Consider the following 18,154-nt stretch of genomic DNA (forward strand, 5'->3'; position numbering starts at 1 on the left):
AGCCCTGCCGGAAGGTGCGCTAGCGTGGGTCATCGAATCGCTCAGGCGGATCCATCGCGGTCGCCGCCGACAGTGTCGTCCGATGTCGTCACCGATGTCGTCACCGAGCGGCGTCAACCAAGCGGCGCAACCGTCGGTTCCGATGTCCGCACAGCACAGGAGAGGTCAATGTCGTACCCACAAGGCGCGCCCGGAGGCCAAGGATTCCCGCCCGGCCAGCAGCCGACCACCCAATTCGCCGCGCCCACACAGCAGTTCAACAAGGTCCCCGACGTCGAACCCGGCGTGCAGGAGCCGAGCAAGCTGCCGGCCTATCTGAGCGGGGCCACGGCAGCCCTCGGTCTGCTGGTGTTCCTGTCCAGCTTCGGCCCGCAGTTCGCCGTCGGTTCCGCCGACATCGCCGCGGCTGCCGCCCTCGGTGGCATCTCGCTGTGGGGGCTTCTCGTCGTGGTGTCCGCACTGCTGTCCGCGCTCTTCGCCGGTGTGGGACTGCTGCCCAAACAGCAGAATTACAGCGCGTTCGCCGCCGTCGCGGCCGTGCTGAGCTTCCTGCTGGTGATCTACATCGTGCTGTCGACCCCCAGCGGCGTGTCTCTCGACTGGGGTCTGTACCTCGTCATCCTCTTCTCGCTGCTGCAGGCCGCCGTCGCTGTGGTCGTGCTGCTGTTCGATGCCGGAATCATCACCCCGCCGGTGGCGAAGCCCAAGTACGAACAGCCGCAATACGGCCAGTACCCGGGCGCCTACTACGGGCAGCCGCCCGCGGGTCCCGCGCACCAGCAGGCGCCGCTGCCGCGTCCCGGATATCCCACCCCCTACGGCGCTTATCCCAGCACCGGCCCCACCACCGGCGGCTTCCCCGCGGCGCCGCAGTCCGGGTCGCCGACGCCTCCGACCGGCTTCCCCTCCTTCGGGCAGCCGCCGGCGAGCAACGCGCCGACGACGCAGGTTCCGACGCAACACCAGTCGCCGTCAACCTCGGAGCCGGGTCAGTCGTCGTAGTCTGAGCCGCGCGTGCGCGAACGTCGCGCGCCCGAGCATCTGCGAGGAGCGGCGCACACCGTGAGTACCCGGCCGGTCGGTACACGCCAGGCGCGTGAACTGCTGCGGGTCGCGTTCGGGCCCTCCGTGGTCGCCCTGGTCGTCATCGCCGCGGTGGTGCTGCTGCAGTTGCTGATCGCCAACAGCGACATGACCGGCGCCCTCGGCGCCATCGCCAGCATGTGGCTCGGGGTCCATCAGGTACCCGTGTCGATCGCAGGCAGCGCCCTCGGCGCCATGCCGCTGATGCCGGTCCTGCTGATGGTCTACGGCACCGCCCGCACGACAGCGGCGGCCACGACCAGCGCGTCGTGGTTCGTCACCCGCTGGGTGGTGGCCTCGGCCCTCGGCGGGCCGCTGCTCATTGCCGCGATCTGTCTCGCGGTGATCCACGACGCGGCGTCGGTGCTCACGGAATTGCAGACCCCGGACGCGCTCCGCGCGTTCGGCGGGGTGTTCGTCGTCCACGCGATCGGCGCCGTGCTCGGCGTCGGTTCACGGCTGGCCCGCCGACTGCTCGTCGGTTCACCGCTGCCCAACTGGCTCTACGACGCGTTCCGGGCGGCCGCCGCGGGTGTGCTCGCCTTGATGGGGCTCTGCGGCGCCGTCGTCGCGGGGTCGCTGATCGTGCACTGGTCGACGATGCACGACCTGTTCTCGATCACCGACTCGATGTTCGGACAGTTCAGCCTGACCGTGCTGTCGGTGCTCTATCTGCCCAACGTCATGGTCGGAACGGCCGCGGTCGCGGTCGGGTCTAGCGCTCACGTGGGGCTGGCCACGTTCAGTTCCTTCACGGTGCTCGGCGGCGACATTCCCGCGTTGCCCGTGCTTGCCGCCGTGCCGACGCCTCCGCTGGGCCCGGTGTGGGTGGCCTTGATGATCGTCGCCGCGGTGTCCGCCGTGGCGCTCGGACAGCAGTGCGCGCGCCGGCCGCTGCCCATTCTCGCCGCGCTGGCCAAGGTGGTGGTCGCCGCGGCGGCCTCGGCAGGCGCGATGGCGCTGCTGGCGTTCGCCGGCAGCGGACCGCTGGGCAACTTCGGTGACGTCGGGGTAGACCAGGCGACGTTCGCCCCGGCCGTGTTCCTGTGGTTCGCCGGCATCGGCGGTCTGACATCGGTGATGTCGGGAGGCGTCGCGCCCCGCGTACGTAGGCCCAAACCCGACGCTGTCGCCGAGCCGGCCGACGAGCCTGACGAGCCCGTCGCCGAGGACCCAGAACCTGCGACGGAGGAGTTCTCCGCCGAAGTCCCGCAGGACGACCCCGAGCCGGTGTTCGAACCGGTCTTCGACGACGAGCCTGCCCCCGAGCGTGTCGTCGCGGATGCCGCGCCCGCGGAGGACCTCGACCCGGAGGATCACTTCGTCGTAGACGAAGAAAATCGCTTGAGCGTTGTCGACGGTGACGACATCGGGGCAGATGGGCAAGGTGGCGGCGACAACGCCGGTCGGCGCGACCACTAGGCTTTCAGCGTGCAGCCCGCTGTCCAGGTACCCCCGAGCGCGCCGTCGCGCCTGGTGGTCCTCGCTTCGGGCGCCGGTTCGATTCTCGCTTCACTGCTGAAGGCCGCCGCCGGCGACTACCCGGCCCGGGTTGTCGCGGTGGGCGCCGACCGGCCGTGCCCCGCCCTCGATATCGCCGCCGACGCGTCCGTCCCGAGGTTCACCGTCGCGCTGGCCGACCATCCGGATCGCGACGCCTGGGACGCCGCGATCACCGAGGCGACCGCCGCCCACGATCCCGACATCGTCGTATCCGCCGGATTCATGAAAATACTTGGCCCGAAATTTCTTTCGAGGTTTCCAGGGCGGGTGCTCAACACCCATCCGGCGCTGCTGCCCGCGTTTCCCGGCGCCCATGCGGTCCGGGACTCGCTGGCCTACGGCGTACGGGTGACGGGGTGCACCGTGCACCTGGTGGACGCGGGCACCGACACCGGACCGATCGTGGCCCAGCGGGCGGTGGAGGTGCTCGACGGCGACGACGAGTCGACGTTGCACGCGCGGATCAAGACGATCGAACGGGAGCTTCTGGTGGACGTGGTGGCGTCGGTGGCCACTCGCGGCGTCACCTGGACAGGACGAAAGGCGAATTTAGGATGAGCGACAACGACTTTCGGCGGCCCATCCGCCGTGCCCTGATCAGTGTCTACGACAAGACGGGTCTGGTGCCACTCGCGCAGGGACTGCACGAGGCCGGCGTCGACATCGTCTCGACCGGATCGACCGCCAAAACCATTGCCGGAGCCGGTATCCCCGTCACCCCGGTGGAAGACGTCACCGGGTTCCCCGAAGTCCTCGACGGCCGCGTCAAGACCTTGCACCCCCACGTCCACGCCGGTCTGCTCGCCGATCAGCGCAAGCCCGAGCATGTTTCGGCACTGGCCCAACTCGGTGTCGCGCCCTTCGAGCTCGTCGTCGTGAACCTCTATCCGTTCACCCAGACCGTCAACTCGGGTGCGGGTGTCGACGAGTGTGTCGAGCAGATCGATATCGGCGGACCCTCGATGGTGCGGGCGGCCGCCAAGAATCACCCCAGCGTCGCCGTCGTCGTCGAGCCCCTCGGATACGACGGTGTCCTGGCCGCGGTGCGTGCCGGCGGGTTCACCTATGACGAGCGAAAGAAGCTGGCGTCACTGGCATTCCGGCACACCGCGGAGTACGACGTCGCTGTCGCGTCCTGGATGGAGTCGGTGCTCGCGCCCGAAACCGGCGCGGACTCGGCCGAGTTGCCGCCGTGGCTCGGCTCGACATTCCGGCGCACCGCCGTCCTGCGGTACGGCGAGAACCCGCACCAGAAGGCGGCCCTCTTCTGCGACGACGGCGGGTGGCCGGGCCTCGCGCAGGCTGAACAGTTGCACGGCAAGGAGATGTCGTACAACAACTACACCGACGCCGATGCCGCCTGGCGCGCCGCCTTCGACCACGAGGACATCTGCGTGGCGATCATCAAGCACGCCAACCCGTGCGGCATCGCGGTGTCGTCGGTGTCCGTCGCCGACGCCCACCGCAAAGCCCACGAGTGCGATCCGCTCTCGGCCTTCGGTGGTGTGATCGCCGCCAACACCGAGGTGACCATCGAGATGGCGAAGACCGTCGCGGACATCTTCACCGAGGTGATCATCGCGCCGGCCTATGAGCCCGGGGCCGTCGAGATCCTGCAGGGCAAGAAGAACATTCGCGTGCTCGTCGCTGCCGAGCCCCAGCCGGGTGGCACCGAATTCCGTCAGGTCAGCGGCGGGCTTCTGTTGCAGCAGCGCGACGCGCTCGACGCGCCCGGAGACGATTCCAACAACTGGACGCTGGCCACCGGGACACCCGCCGATCCGGAGACCCTCGCCGACCTGGTCTTCGCATGGCGGACGTGCCGGGCCGTCAAGTCGAACGCGATCGTCATCGCCAAGGACGGCGCCACCGTCGGCGTCGGCATGGGCCAGGTCAACCGCGTCGACGCGGCGCGTCTGGCCGTGGAGCGTGCCGGGGACCGCACCCGCGACGCGGTCGGCGCCTCCGACGCGTTCTTCCCATTCCCCGACGGGCTGGAGACCCTCACCGCGGCGGGTGTCAAGGCTGTCGTCCACCCGGGTGGTTCGGTGCGCGACGCGGAGGTGACCGCCGCCGCCGAAGCTGCCGGGATCACGTTGTACCTCACCGGTGCAAGGCATTTCGCGCACTAGGGAGTGATTCATCAGATGATGTGGCGCTCACGCACCGTGGCTGCCGTCGCACTGAGCGGCGCGCTGCTGCTGACGTCGTGCACACGGGTGATCGACGACGCACGGGGCGTGGCCGCCGAACCCGGGCAGCTGTTCGGTTCGTCCGCGTCCGCCGTCGACTGCACGCCGGTCGACACCGAATTGGTGGACGTGCCCGCGCCGGACAACAGATCGGCGTATCTCGATCCGGTGCTGCGGATCCCGCAGCCCGACGGGTGGAAGCGGATCACCGCGCTCGATTCGCAGATGATCCGGTTCGTCATGCGCAACGACGACCTCGCCCGCGACGGCGTCGCGCCCACAGCGGTCGTCACGCTCGAATCGCACCGCGGTGAGCTCTCGCCCCGGGCGTTCTTCGACGAGCAACGCGACCAGGTGTCGCAGCTCGGCGTGACCGAGCTCGAACTCACCGACTCGACCCTGTGCGGTCTGCCCGCGGTGCGTGGTTCCTACATGTCGCCGCTGCTCGGCACGGCGGGTCCACGACGTGCCGAACTGCTCAGTGCGGTCATGTTCACCGAGGGCACAACGTACGGTGTCGCCCTCACGTTGCAGAGCGCCGACGAGGACGACCCCGCATATCAGCGGGACTCTTCGGAGATCCTCGACGGCTTTCAGATGCTGTCTCCGGGCACCCGCTGATCCGCGATTCGCCGGGGGCGCGATGCCTAATGTCGGCGGCAGTCGTAGCGTGGAGTGGTGACTGCACCTAACGACCTCCCCCGCACCGTCGGTGAGTTGCGTGCCTCGGGGCACCGCGAGCGCAGCGTCAAGGCCGAGCTCCGGGAGAACCTGCTGGCGGCACTGGCGTCGGGAGCCCCTGCCGACGAGGTGTGGCCCGGCATCCTCGGCTTCGAGGACACCGTCATCCCGCAGCTCGAGCGGGCCCTGATCGCCGGGCACGACATCGTCCTGCTCGGTGAGCGAGGCCAGGGAAAGACCCGGCTTCTGCGCGCCCTGACCGGTTTGCTCGACGAGTGGACGCCCGTGATCGCAGGCGCCGAGCTCGGTGAGCACCCCTACAGCCCCATCACCCCGGAGTCGATCCGCCGGGCCGCCGACTCGGGCGACGACCTACCCATCGAATGGCGGCACCGCAGCGAGCGCTACACGGAGAAGCTCGCCACCCCCGACACCAGCGTGGCCGACCTCGTCGGCGACATCGACCCGATCAAGGTGGCCGAGGGCCGCAGCCTCGGCGACCCGGAGACCATCGCCTTCGGCCTGATTCCTCGCGCACACCGCGGCATCGTCGCGATCAACGAGCTTCCCGATCTGGCCGAACGCATCCAGGTCTCGATGCTCAACGTGATGGAGGAGCGCGACATCCAGGTGCGCGGTTACACGCTGAGACTGCCTCTCGACGTGCTTGTGGTGGCCAGCGCCAACCCGGAGGACTACACCAACCGCGGGCGCATCATCACCCCGCTCAAGGACCGGTTCGGTGCCGAGATCCGCACCCACTATCCGCTCGAGCTCGACGCCGAGGTCGGTGTCATCGTCCAGGAAGCCCACCTGGCCGCCGAGGTGCCCGAGTACCTGCTGCAGGTCCTCGCGCGGTTCGCCAGGAGCCTGCGCGAGTCCACGTCGATCGACCAGCGCTCCGGTGTGTCCGCGAGGTTCGCGATCGCGGCCGCCGAGACGGTGGGCGCCTCCGCCCGCCACCGCGCCGCCGTGCTCGGCGAGCAGGAACCGGTCGCCCGCGTCGTCGATCTCGCGTCGATCATCGACGTGCTGCGCGGCAAGCTGGAGTTCGAATCCGGCGAGGAAGGTCGCGAGCAGGCCGTGCTCGAACATCTGCTGCGGCGCGCCACCGCCGAGACCGCTCAACGGCTGCTCGGGGGTATCGACGTCGGTCCGATCGTGGCCGCGGTGGAGGGCGGTTCGCCGGTGACCACCGGAGAGCGGGTGTCGGCGCGCGACGTGCTGGGCGCACTGCCCGAGGTGCCGGCCGTGGCCGAGATTCAGCAGCGCCTCGGCGCGGTGTCCGAGGGGCAGCGCGCCGCGGCGATCGAGCTGGCACTGGAAGCGCTCTACTTGGCCAAGCGCATCGACAAGGTGTCGGATCAGGGTGAAACCGTTTATGGCTAAACGGCTTTCGCGGTACTCGCGATACACCGGCGGACCCGACCCGCTGGCGCCCCCGGTCGACCTGAGGGATGCGCTGGAGGCGATCGGCCAGGACGTCATGGAGGGCACGTCGCCGCGACGTGCGCTGTCGGAGATGCTGCGGCGCGGCACCAAGAACATGCCCGGCGCCGACAAGCTCGCCGCCGAGGCGAACCGTCGACGTCGGGAATTGTTGCAGCGCAACAACCTTGACGGCACCTTGGCTGACATCAAGAAGCTGCTCGACGAAGCGGTGCTCGAGGAGCGCAAAGAACTGGCCCGTGCCCTCGACGACGACGCGCGGTTCGGGGAGCTGCAACTGGAATCGTTGTCGCCGTCGCCGGCCAAGGCCGTTCAGGAACTCTCCGAGTACGAGTGGCGCTCGCGGGAAGCCCGCGAAAAGTACGAGCAGATCAAGGACCTCCTTGGCCGGGAGATGCTCGATCAGCGGTTCGCCGGCATGAAGCAGGCGCTGGAAAACGCGACTGACGAGGACCGTCAGAGGGTCAACGAGATGCTCGACGACCTCAACGAACTGCTCGACAAGCACGCCAAAGGTGATGACACACAACAGGATTTTCAGGACTTCATGGCCGAGCACGGCCAGTATTTTCCCGAGAATCCCCAGAACATCGACGAGTTGCTCGACGCGCTGGCGAAGCGGTCGGCGGCCGCTCAGCGGTTCCGCAACAGCCTCAGCGAGCAGCAGCGCGCCGAGCTGGATTCCCTGGCACAGCAGGCTTTCGGTTCACCGTCGTTGATGAACGCGTTGAATCGGCTCGACGAGCACCTTCAGGCAGCCCGCCCGGGTGAGGATTGGGACGGCTCACAACGATTCTCGGGAGATGACCCGCTGGGCATGGGGGAGGGTGCGCAGGCGCTCGCCGACATCTCCGAACTGGAGCAGCTCGCCGAGCAACTGTCGCAGAGCTATTCGGGGGCGACGATGGACGACGTCGACCTCGACATGTTGGCCCGCCAGCTCGGCGAGGACGCCGCCGTCGACGCCCGCACGCTGGCCGAGCTGGAGCGGGCCCTGATGAATCAAGGGTTCCTGGACCGCGGCTCCGACGGGCAGTGGCGGTTGTCGCCAAAGGCCATGCGTCAACTCGGCCAGACGGCGTTACGTGATGTGGCCCAACAGCTTTCGGGGCGGCACGGGGAACGGGACACCCGTCGCGCGGGCGCGGCCGGTGAGCTGACAGGCGCCACCAGGCCGTGGCAGTTCGGCGACACCGAGCCGTGGAACGTCACCCGCACCCTCACCAACGCGGTGTTGCGGGAGGCCGGCACCGGCGACCGGTCGGGTCCGATTCACCTCACGGTGGAGGACGTCGAGATCTCCGAGACCGAGACCCGCACGCAGGCTGCGGTGGCGCTGCTGGTCGACACGTCCTTCTCCATGGTGATGGAGAACCGGTGGCTGCCGATGAAGCGCACCGCGCTGGCGCTCAGCCACCTCATCAGCACACGGTTCCGCTCGGATGCGCTGCAGATCGTCGCGTTCGGCCGGTACGCCCGCACGGTCACCGCCGCCGAGCTGACCGGCCTGGAGGGCGTCTACGAGCAGGGCACCAACCTGCACCATGCACTCGCTCTGGCCACCCGGCATCTGCGCCGCCACCCGAACGCGCAACCGGTGATCCTCGTCGTCACCGACGGTGAGCCGACGGCGCATCTCGAGGACTTCGACGGGAACGGAAGTTCTGCGGTGTTCTTCGATTACCCGCCGCATCCCCGGACCATCGCGCACACGGTGAAGGGGTTCGACGAGGTGGCCCGCCTCGGTGCCCAGGTGACGATCTTCCGGCTCGGCAGTGACGCCGGGCTGGCGCGGTTCATCGATCAGGTCGCGCGGCGGGTCGGCGGACGCGTCGTGGTGCCCGACCTTGACGGCCTGGGAGCTGCCGTGGTGGGCGACTACCTCAGCGCCAAGCGGCGGCGCTGACCTTCACGAGGAGCTGACTTTTACGAGGCGGGCTTGCGCTTCTTGCGCTTGACCGCGACGCTGCCCCACACGGAGAAGCCGCTGATATGCACCAGCGGCGCGCCGGGGGCGCCGTCGCCGTCGACGCTGGTGTCGAACGTGCCCATCACGCCGACGCCCCGCAGATCGACGTTGACCTCCGGCGGCAGGAGGATGGTCTGCCCGCCCATGATCGAGTACGTCCGGATGTGGACCTCGGGGGAGGTGAAGTCGGCGTAGCGCAGGTCGACGACGCCGCCGCCCCAGAACGCGAACGTGGTCAGCCGCCGCGGCACATTCCACCGGCCGCGACGTTCGTATCCGCTCAGGATTGCCAGCAGCAGGCTCGACGGTGCGGGCCTGCACGGGCCGCCGCGTCCGCGGGTGATCGCGCCGGGAAGGTCGGACGACAGCCGGTCCAGTTCGTCGTGGGTCTGCGCGGCGTAGGCCCTGTTCAGGCGGCTCTCGTACTCGTTGAGGTCGAGCAGACCCGATGCCGCGGCATCGGTCAGTAGCTGGGCTACCTGAATGCGGTCTGTGTCAGCAGCACGTGTCGACCCGCTTCGGAAAGCGGGGCTGCTCATCGTGGCTCTCTACCTCTGGTGCGTACGCACATCGCCACAGAGCCTACGACGAACGTCTGGACATGCAAGTAGCTTGACCAAACTGTAAGGGGTCAGTTCACCCAATGTGGCTTTCGCTTCTCCAGGAAAGCCAGCATGCCCTCCCGTGCCTCTTCCGAGACGAACAGCGCGGCCGACTCTCGCGTCAATTTCTCTGCGTGCCGATCGAAGTCGTCGATGACGGCCGCTGTGGTGAGTGCCTTCGACGCCGCCAGGCCCTGCGGTGAACCCTGCGCGATCGACGCGGCGAGATCGGCGACCGTCGACGGGACGTCGTTGGTGGCCATGGTGATCAGCCCGATGGCGGCGGCCTCGGCCGCACCGAACTTCTCCCCGGTGACGAAGTAGCGGCCCGCGGCGCGCGGCGCCATCTTCGGAAGCAAGGTCAGCGAGATGATCGACGGCGCAACACCGATACGCGCCTCGGTGAGGGCGAACGTACTGGCGTTGCCGGCCACGGCGATGTCACAGGCGCCCACCAGGCCCAATCCGCCGGCCCGGACGTGCCCGTCGATCGCGGCGATCACCGGCAGCCGAAGCTCGAGGATGCGGCGCAGCAGCCGCGTCATCTCGTGGGCCCGGTCGACTGCCAGTTCGGCAGGGGACGCGTCTCGTCCGGACTTTGGAGCCTCGCTCAGATCCGCCCCCGCACAGAACGTTCCGCCGGTGTGGCCGAGCACCACCATCCGAACACCCTGGTCGGCGGATGCGCGGGTGAAGCCGTCGTGGAGCTGTTCGACCAGTGCGGTCGAGAGGGCGTTGCGGTTGTGCGGTGAATCCAGCGTCAGCCGCGCCACCGCCCCGTCACGCTCGTAGGTGACCAGGGTGCTCATCAGTACGACCGGGGCAGGCCGAGCGACGTCTGCGCGATGAAGTTGAGGATCATTTCGCGGCTCACCGGCGCGATTCGAGCCAGGCGCGACGCCGTCAGCATGGCCGCCACACCGTATTCCACGGTCAACCCGTTACCGCCCAGTGATTGCACGGCCTGGTCGACCGCGCGCACGGCAGCTTCGCCCGCCGCGTACTTGGCCATGTTGGCGGACTCGGCGGCGCCCCAGTCGTCACCGGAGTCATACAGGGCGGCTGCCTTCTGCATCATCAGCTTGGCCAGTTCGATCTCGATGTGGTTCTGCGCCAAAGGATGTGACAGGCCCTGGTGCGCCCCGATGGGTGTCTTCCAGACTTGGCGGGTCTTGACGTATTCGACGGCCCGGCTGATCGCGAACCGGCCGTTGCCGATCGCGTTGGCCGCGCCCATGATGCGTTCGGGATTCAAGCCGGCGAACAACTGGGCGATCGCCGCGTCCTCGGAGCCGACGAGCGCGTCCGCGGGCAGTCGCACCTCGTCGAGGAACACCTGGAACTGGAAGTCGGGGCTGACGATCTCCATCGGGATCTTCGTGAAGGTGAATCCCGGGGTATCGGTGGGAACGACGAACAAAGCCGGGCGAAGAGATTCGGACTTGTGGGCTCCCTCTTTGTAGGCGCGGCCGACGACGAGCACCGCCTGCGCCTGATCCACGCCGGAGATGTACACCTTCTGGCCGGTCAGGATCCAGTCGCTGCCGTCGCGACGCGCCGTGGTTGTGATCTTGTGCGAGTTCGAGCCTGCGTCGGGTTCGGTGATCGCGAAGGCCATCGTCAGCGATCCGTCGGCGATGCCGGGGATCCAGCGCTTCTTCTGATCCTCGGTGCCGAACTTCGAGATGATCGTGCCGTTGATGGCCGGTGAGACGACCATCATCAGCAGGGAAGCGCCGCCGGCCGCCATCTCTTCCATGACCAGGCTGAGCTCGTACATGCCCGCGCCCCCGCCGCCGTACTCCTCGGGCAGGTTCACCCCGATGAAGCCGAGTTTGCCTGCCTCTGACCACAGTTCGTCGGTGTGCTGGCCGGCCCGCGATTTCTCGAGGTAGTACTCCTGTCCATAGTTGGCGACCATCGCGGCCACCGCCTTGCGCAGCGCCTGCTGCTCCTCGGTCTCGACGAAGCCGGTCATCTAGTTGCCCTCTCCTGAATCCACGCGCGCCAGTACAGCGCCCACCTCGACCTGTTGGCCTGCAGTGACATTGAGTTCGACGAGCACACCGTCGGCGGGTGCGGTGATGGTGTGCTCCATCTTCATTGCTTCCAGCCAGACCAGCGGTTGCCCCGCCCGGACCGTGTCACCGGTGGCCGCGCCGACCCGCAGGACCGAACCGGGCATCGGCGCGAGCAGGGAACCGTGGGCGAGTGCGGCATCGGGATCGGGGAAACGCGACGCTGCGACGAGATGCACTGAACCATTGGGTGAGTCGACGTAGACGTCGTCCCCGTAGCGGAAGACGTCGAATGGGTGGTCTACACCCGCCACCTTCAGCACCACCCGGTCCGGTGTCGCCATGACCAGGTGCACGTCGTCGTGACCGTCGAACATGACGCCGTCACGCGTGAAGCGGTACCGGACGTCGTGGCTCTGTCCGCCGGCCTCGTCGTAGCCCTTCGTCTGATAGCCGGACGCGAGGTTGCGCCAACCGCTCGGGGCTGCCGCGAAAACCGCTGCGGTGCTGCGGTTGTGGGAGGCGTCGGCCAGTGCGGCCGCCACTGCCGACAGCGCACCGTCTCCGGCGGGGGCCGCGAGGTCGGCAAGCCCGTGGGTTTCGAAGAAGGCCGTGTCGGTAGCGCCGTCGAGGAACGCCCGGTGGCGCAACACGTTGACGAGCAAATCCCGATTCGTGCGGACACCGTGCAGTCGGGTGCGGGCGAGCGTATCGGCCAGCAGGGCGGCGGCCTTGGCCCGGGTCGGCGCGAACGAGATCACCTTGGCGATCATCGGGTCGTAGAACACCGAGATGACCGAGCCGTCGGTGATTCCGGAGTCGAGTCGCACACCCAGCCGGTCGATGGGCCCGAATTGGTTGTCCGCGTTGGGAACTGAGAAGCGATGCACGCGGCCAGCCTGCGGCTGCCAGTTCTTCGCCGGGTCTTCGGCGTAGAGCCGCGCCTCGATCGAGGCTCCCCGCGGTGCCGGTGGCACGGGGTCGAGGTGGTCACCCTCGGCGACCGCCAATTGCAGCTCGACGAGATCGAGCCCGGAGGTCAGCTCGGTGACCGGATGCTCGACCTGCAGCCGGGTGTTCATCTCGAGGAAGAAGAAGGAACCATCTTCGGCGGCCATGAACTCGACGGTCCCTGCGCCGGTGTAGCCGATCGCGGTCGCTGCCAGCTGGGCGGCCTCGAACAACTTGTCCCGCATACCCGGAGTGCGTTCGACGAGCGGGGACGGTGCCTCCTCGATGATCTTCTGATGGCGGCGCTGAATGGAGCACTCGCGTTCACCGACGGCCCAGACGGTGCCGTGTGCGTCGGCCATGACCTGGACCTCGACGTGATGGCCGGCGTCGAGATAGCGCTCGCAGAACACCGTCGGATCGCCGAACGCCGACTGTGCTTCGCGGCGTGCGGCTTCCACCTGGCTTGCCAGCTCCGCGACGTCGCGGACCACGCGCATTCCGCGGCCGCCACCACCTGCGGACGCCTTGATCAGCACCGGCAACATGTCGGAAATGACGGCGTCGGGGTCGAGCTCGTCGAGAACGGGCACTCCCGCCGCGGCCATCATCTTCTTCGCCTCGATCTTCGAGCCCATCGCGGCGACGGCGGCGACCGGCGGGCCGATCCACGTCAGCCCCGCGTCCTGCACGGCGGCAGCGAAATCGGGGTTCTCCGAGAGGAACCCGTAGCCGGGGTGGACGGCGTCCGCGCCGGCGGCCTGTGCCGCGGCGATGAGTTGCGCGGAGTCCAGGTAGCCGCGGGTGCCCTCCAGGCGAACGCGAGCGTCGGCCTCGGCGACATGGGGTGCGTACGCGTCGGGGTCGGTGTAGACGGCGACCGTGCCGATGCCCAGCCGGCGGCAGGTGGCGAACACCCGGCGGGCGATCTCACCGCGGTTGGCGACCAGGACTCGAGTGATCATCACAGGCATCTGGGCGCTCACATCCTGAAGACGCCGAAGTTCGACGTCCCCTCGATCGGACCGTTGGCGATGGCGGACAGGCACATTCCGAGCACGGTGCGGGTGTCACGCGGATCGATCACACCGTCGTCGTAGAGGCGCCCGGACAAGAACATCGGCAGTGACTCGGCCTCGATCTGAGCCTCTACGGCGGCGCGCAGGGCGGCGTCGGCAGCCTCGTCGACCTGTCCTCCGCGCGCCTCGGTGGCGGCCCGGTTGACGATAGAAAGCACGCCCGCGAGTTGGGTCCCGCCCATCACCGCGGACTTCGCGCTGGGCCAGGCGAACAGGAACCGGGGATCGTAGGCGCGCCCGCACATGCCGTAGTGGCCGGCGCCATACGACGCACCGATCAACAGCGAGATGTGCGGCACCGTGGAGTTCGAGACGGCGTTGATCATCATCGAGCCGTGCTTGATCATCCCGCCCTCCTCGTAGTCCTTGCCCACCATGTAGCCGGTGGTGTTGTGCAGGAACAACAGTGGGGTGTCGGAGCGGTTGGCCAACTGGATGAACTGGGTGGCCTTCTGGGACTCCTCGCTGAACAGCACGCCGCGCGCGTTGGCGAGGATGCCCAGCGGATAGCCGTGCAGCGTCGCCCAACCGGTCACCAGCGAGCCCCCGTAGAGCGGCTTGAACTCGTCGAACTCCGAACCGTCGACGATGCGCGCGATCACCTCACGGGGGTCGAACGGGATGCGCAGATCCGGCGGGACGACGCCGATCAATTCGTTCTCGTCGAAAACCGGAGCGCTGAACGGTTGCGGGACAGGACCTTTCTTGCGCCAGTTCAGCCTGGCGACGATCCGCCGCCCGATGCGCAGCGCGTCGAGTTCGTCGACGGCGAAGTAGTCTCCGAGCCCGGATGTGCGGGCGTGCATCTCGGCGCCGCCGAGCGATTCGTCGTCGGACTCCTCGCCGGTGGCCATCTTGACCAGCGGTGGCCCGGCGAGGAACACCTTCGAGCGTTCCTTGATCATGACGACGTGGTCGGACATGCCGGGGATGTAGGCGCCGCCCGCGGTCGAGTTGCCGAAGACCAGCGCGACGGTCGGGATCCCGGCGGCCGAGAGCCGCGTCAGGTCCCGGAACATCTGCCCGCCGGGGATGAAGATCTCCTTCTGCGTCGGCAGATCGGCACCGCCGGACTCGACCAGGGAAACCACCGGCAGTCGGTTCTGCAGCGCGATCTGGTTGGCGCGCAGGATCTTTCGCAGTGTCCACGGATTGCTGGTGCCACCCTTGACGGTGGGGTCGTTGGCGACGATCAGGCATTCGACGCCGCTGACCGCGCCGATGCCGGTGACCACACTCGCCCCGACCGTGAAATCGGTGCCCCACGCCGCCAGCGGGCTCAGCTCCAGGAACGGCGAGTCGGGGTCGAGCAGTGCTTCGATCCGCTCGCGGGCTGTCATCTTCCCTCGGGAATGGTGGCGGGCGACGTACTTCTCGCCGCCTCCGGCGAGGGCTTTGGCATGCTCGGTCTCCAGCTCCAGCAGCTTGACCGCCATTGCGTCGGCGGCCTCGCGGTAGCCGGGGGACCGGGGATCGATCGCCGACTTGAGCGTCATGACTGGAATCCGAGCGACTTGGCGGCCAGCGAGGTGAGGATCTCGGTGGTGCCGCCGCCGATGCCCAGGATGCGCATGTCGCGGTACTGACGCTCGACTTCGGACTCGACCATATAGCCCATGCCGCCGAACAGTTGCACGGCCTGGTTGGCGACCCACTCGCCCGCTTCGACCGCGGTGTTCTTGGCGAAGCAGACCTCGGTGATGAGGTTCGGGTCGCCCGCGAGCTGACGTTCCACCAGGGCACGGGTGTAGACGCGGGCCACGTCGATGCGGCGTGCCATCTCGGCCAGCGTGTTTTGGACGGATTGGCGGGCGATGAGTGGCTTGCCGAACGTCTCGCGGTTGCGGCACCAGTCGACGGTCAGATCGAGGCATCGCTGGGCGCTCGAATACGCCTGTGCGGCAAGGCCGACGCGTTCGGAGACGAACGCGGCCGCGATCTGCAGGAAGCCGGTGTTCTCCACACCCACGAGGTTCGCGACGGGCACCCGCACGTCGGTGTAGGACAACTCTGCGGTGTCCGACGAGCGCCAGCCCATCTTGTCGAGCTTGCGGCTGACCTCGAAACCCGGCGTGCCCTTGTCCACGACGATCAGCGAAACGCCTGCCGCGCCAGGACCTCCGGTGCGGGCGGCGGTGATGACATAGTCGGCGCGCACCCCGGAGGTGATGTAGGTCTTGGCGCCGTTGAGGATGTAGTAATCGCCATCGCGGACCGCGCGGGTGGTCAGGTGCCCGACGTCGGAGCCGCCGCCGGGCTCGGTGATGGCGAGCGAGCCGATCTTCTCGCCTCGCAACGTCGGACGCACGTACTCCTCGATCAGCCGCTCGTCGCCGGTGGCGATCATGTGCGGGACCGCGATGCCGCACGTGAACAGCGACGCGAACACGCCGCCGGGAGCGCCGGACTGATGCATCTCCTCACAGATGACGACGGCGTCGGCTCCGTCGCCGCCCTCTCCGCCGACCGATTCGGGGAAGCCCGCCCCGAGAAGGCCTGCTGCGGCGGCTCTGCGGTGCAGATCGCGCGGTAGTTCTCCGAGGCGTTCCCATTCGTCGACATGGGGGAGTACTTCGCGTTCGGCGAAGGCGCGCACGGTCTTTCGCAGGTCCTCGCGTTCAGATGTGGTCCAGATGCTCATGGCAGCAGCTCCTCGGGGATGTCGATATGCCGGCTTCGCAGCCACTCGCCAAGTCCTTTGGCCTGTGGATCGAACCGTGCCTGATAGGCCACGCCCTGGCCGAGGATTCCGTCGATGACGAAGTTGACGGCCCGCAGATTCGGTAGGACGTGGCGGGTGACGGGGAGGTCTTTCGCCTCGGGAAGAAGTTCGCGCAGTTTGTCCACGGTCAGCGTGTGGACGAGCCACGGCCATGCGGCCGGTGTGGGCACCCAGACCCCCACGTTGGCGCTACCGCCCTTGTCGCCACTGCGTGCCCCGGCAATAGTTCCCAACGGAACACGCCGGGTGGCTCCCCACGCCTGCGGCGCCGGCAGCGGCGGTTCGGGGACCGCCGCGAGTTCGGCCGTGTCGACAGCGGCTGGGATGTCGGTGCGTGATCCGTCGGCATGCACCGCGGCGTGGGCCACGACGTCCGCGGGTACGTAGGCCGCGGTGAACACGCCGTAGACCTGACCGTCACCCGGAGGGGCGGTGCTGGTGAACCCGGGATAGCTGGCCAGCGCGAGTTCGACTGCGGCCGAGGAGAACTGCCTGCCGACCACCTTCGGGTCGGGATCGCGGACCACACAGTTCAGCAGCGCACTTGCCGTCTGCTCGGTGTCGGCGTCGGGGTGGTCGGTACGCGCCAGCGTCCAGACCAGTTCGGCGGGCTTCGTCGTCAGGCTGGTCTCCAGTTGATGGCGGACGAGTTCGGATTTTGCCTCGATGTCCAGCCCGGTGAGCACGAATGTGACCTCGTTGCGGAAGCCGCCGAGACTGTTGAGGGAGACCTTCAGGGTCGGCGGTGGCGGCTCACCGGTCACCCCGCTGATCCGTACGCGGTCGGGTCCGTCGTCGGTCAGCGTGATCGCGTCGACCCGCAAGGTGGCGTCGGGGTTCGCGTACCGGGCGCCACCGATCTCGTAGAGAAGCTGCGCGGTGACGGTGTCGATGGTGACGGCGCCGCCGGTGCCTGCGTGCTTCGTGATCACCGAGGAGCCGTCGGCATGGATTTCGGCGATCGGGAAGCCGGGGTGTGTTAAGGCCGTCAGATCGGGGAAAAGGCGTGTGAAGAACGAGAAGTTGCCGCCGGTGGCCTGCGTGCCGCACTCGATGACGTGCCCCGCGGCGACGGCTCCCGCGAGCTGGTCGTAATCAGTTCTCTGCCAATCGAAGTGGGCGGCCGCGGGTCCGACGATGACCGACGCGTCGGTCACCCGGCCGGTGACGACGACGTCGGCGCCGGAGCCGAGACAGTCGACGATGCCCCATGCGCCCAGATATGCGTTGGCGGTCAGCGGATTTCCGAGGCCGAGCGACTCCGCGCGGGAGATCAGGTCATCGCCCTCGACGTGGGCGACGGTGATCGCGACGCCGAGCGTGTCGGCCAATGCGCGAATGGCGTCGGCCAGTCCGGCGGGGTTCAGCCCGCCCGCATTGGTGACGATGCGAACGCCGCGGTCCTTCGCGAGCCCGAGGCAGTCTTCGAGTTGACGCAGGAAGGTCTTGGCGTAGCCGCGGTCGGGATTCTTCATCCGGTCGCGGCCCAGGATGAGCATCGTCAGCTCGGCCAGGTAGTCGCCGGTGAGGTAGTCCAGGTCGCCTCCGGTGAGCATCTCGCGCATCGCGGACAGCCGGTCACCGTAGAACCCTGAGCAGTTACCAATGCGCACCGCGGTGCGATCCTGCCCAGACGTCACACCCACTCCTCGCGTCGAACGCTCGACCAACCAACCGGTAGGTTAGTCGGTACCGGCGGTATCAAGTCAAGCCCCAACCGCCCGGAATCGAAGTCCCCGCGGCGCCCGCGCCCCGTCGAGCAGCCGGTCACCGCCGGCTTGCTGGCACGATATCCACGCGGTGACGGCTGAAGGTCCGATTCGGCGAGGTGGCCCCCGGGCCCGGAGTTTGGAACACGCCCAGCCCACCGGCTATCCTGAACACCAATTGCCAGCGCCCGGTCTG

At 68.1% G+C, this 18,154-nt stretch carries 14 protein-coding genes; 7 read left to right on the forward strand and 7 right to left on the reverse strand.

The window, feature by feature from the left end; all coding sequences use genetic code 11:
- The first annotated feature begins 168 nt into the window (after window positions 1-168).
- The 7 genes from P9A17_RS14610 to P9A17_RS14640 are packed head-to-tail and all read left to right on the forward strand — an operon-like array spanning window position 169 to window position 8,814.
- A complete protein-coding gene (locus P9A17_RS14610; RefSeq protein ID WP_278039347.1) occupies window positions 169-1,002 on the forward strand; it encodes a DUF5336 domain-containing protein in 834 nt (277 codons plus the stop codon).
- A gap of 60 nt (window positions 1,003-1,062) precedes the next feature.
- Window positions 1,063-2,505: a DUF6350 family protein gene (locus P9A17_RS14615; protein ID WP_278039348.1), complete on the forward strand. Its 1,443-nt coding sequence runs from the start codon at window positions 1,063-1,065 to the stop codon at window positions 2,503-2,505.
- Window positions 2,506-2,514: 9 nt separating this feature from the next.
- A complete protein-coding gene (purN, locus tag P9A17_RS14620) occupies window positions 2,515-3,144 on the forward strand; it encodes a phosphoribosylglycinamide formyltransferase (RefSeq protein ID WP_278039349.1) in 630 nt (209 codons plus the stop codon).
- A complete protein-coding gene (purH, locus tag P9A17_RS14625) occupies window positions 3,141-4,718 on the forward strand; it encodes a bifunctional phosphoribosylaminoimidazolecarboxamide formyltransferase/IMP cyclohydrolase (protein WP_278039350.1) in 1,578 nt (525 codons plus the stop codon). The genes purN and purH overlap by 4 nt, the downstream gene beginning before the upstream one ends.
- Window positions 4,719-4,733: 15 nt before the next feature.
- Window positions 4,734-5,399 (forward strand): LpqN/LpqT family lipoprotein, encoded by a 666-nt coding sequence (locus P9A17_RS14630; RefSeq protein WP_278039351.1) that lies wholly within the window; start codon window positions 4,734-4,736, stop codon window positions 5,397-5,399.
- Window positions 5,400-5,456: 57 nt separating this feature from the next.
- Window positions 5,457-6,848 carry an ATP-binding protein gene (locus P9A17_RS14635; RefSeq protein ID WP_278039352.1) on the forward strand — a complete coding sequence of 464 codons (1,392 nt, stop codon included), beginning with the start codon at window positions 5,457-5,459 and terminating at the stop codon, window positions 6,846-6,848.
- A complete protein-coding gene (locus P9A17_RS14640) occupies window positions 6,841-8,814 on the forward strand; it encodes a VWA domain-containing protein (protein WP_278039353.1) in 1,974 nt (657 codons plus the stop codon). The genes P9A17_RS14635 and P9A17_RS14640 overlap by 8 nt, the downstream gene beginning before the upstream one ends.
- 20 nt (window positions 8,815-8,834) lie before the next feature.
- On the opposite strand, the gene P9A17_RS14645 is transcribed toward P9A17_RS14640, so the two are convergent.
- The 7 genes from P9A17_RS14645 to P9A17_RS14675 all read right to left on the reverse strand — a co-directional run bounded on the left by P9A17_RS14645 (window position 8,835) and on the right by P9A17_RS14675 (window position 17,862).
- Complete coding sequence (locus P9A17_RS14645; RefSeq protein ID WP_278039354.1) at window positions 8,835-9,416, reverse strand: DUF1707 domain-containing protein; 582 nt, start codon at window positions 9,414-9,416, stop codon at window positions 8,835-8,837.
- A 92-nt stretch (window positions 9,417-9,508) separates the two neighbouring features.
- Window positions 9,509-10,288 (reverse strand): enoyl-CoA hydratase family protein, encoded by a 780-nt coding sequence (locus tag P9A17_RS14650; protein ID WP_278039355.1) that lies wholly within the window; start codon window positions 10,286-10,288, stop codon window positions 9,509-9,511.
- The gene (locus tag P9A17_RS14655) at window positions 10,288-11,457 is read right to left on the reverse strand and encodes an acyl-CoA dehydrogenase family protein (RefSeq protein WP_278039356.1); all 1,170 of its coding nucleotides are present in this window, start codon (window positions 11,455-11,457) and stop codon (window positions 10,288-10,290) included. Before P9A17_RS14655 ends, P9A17_RS14650 begins: the two co-directional genes overlap by 1 nt.
- The gene (locus P9A17_RS14660) at window positions 11,458-13,413 is read right to left on the reverse strand and encodes a biotin carboxylase N-terminal domain-containing protein (protein WP_278039358.1); all 1,956 of its coding nucleotides are present in this window, start codon (window positions 13,411-13,413) and stop codon (window positions 11,458-11,460) included.
- A gap of 17 nt (window positions 13,414-13,430) precedes the next feature.
- Window positions 13,431-15,023 (reverse strand): carboxyl transferase domain-containing protein, encoded by a 1,593-nt coding sequence (locus P9A17_RS14665; protein WP_278039359.1) that lies wholly within the window; start codon window positions 15,021-15,023, stop codon window positions 13,431-13,433.
- Complete coding sequence (locus P9A17_RS14670; protein ID WP_278039360.1) at window positions 15,020-16,168, reverse strand: acyl-CoA dehydrogenase family protein; 1,149 nt, start codon at window positions 16,166-16,168, stop codon at window positions 15,020-15,022. Before P9A17_RS14670 ends, P9A17_RS14665 begins: the two co-directional genes overlap by 4 nt.
- Window positions 16,165-17,862, reverse strand: coding sequence for an acyclic terpene utilization AtuA family protein (locus tag P9A17_RS14675; RefSeq protein WP_278039864.1), 1,698 nt, complete (start codon window positions 17,860-17,862; stop codon window positions 16,165-16,167). Before P9A17_RS14675 ends, P9A17_RS14670 begins: the two co-directional genes overlap by 4 nt.
- Window positions 17,863-18,154 lie beyond the last annotated feature (292 nt).

The sequence above is a fragment of the Mycobacterium sp. 236(2023) genome (genome assembly GCF_029623955.1).
GTDB lineage: Bacteria > Actinomycetota > Actinomycetes > Mycobacteriales > Mycobacteriaceae > Mycobacterium.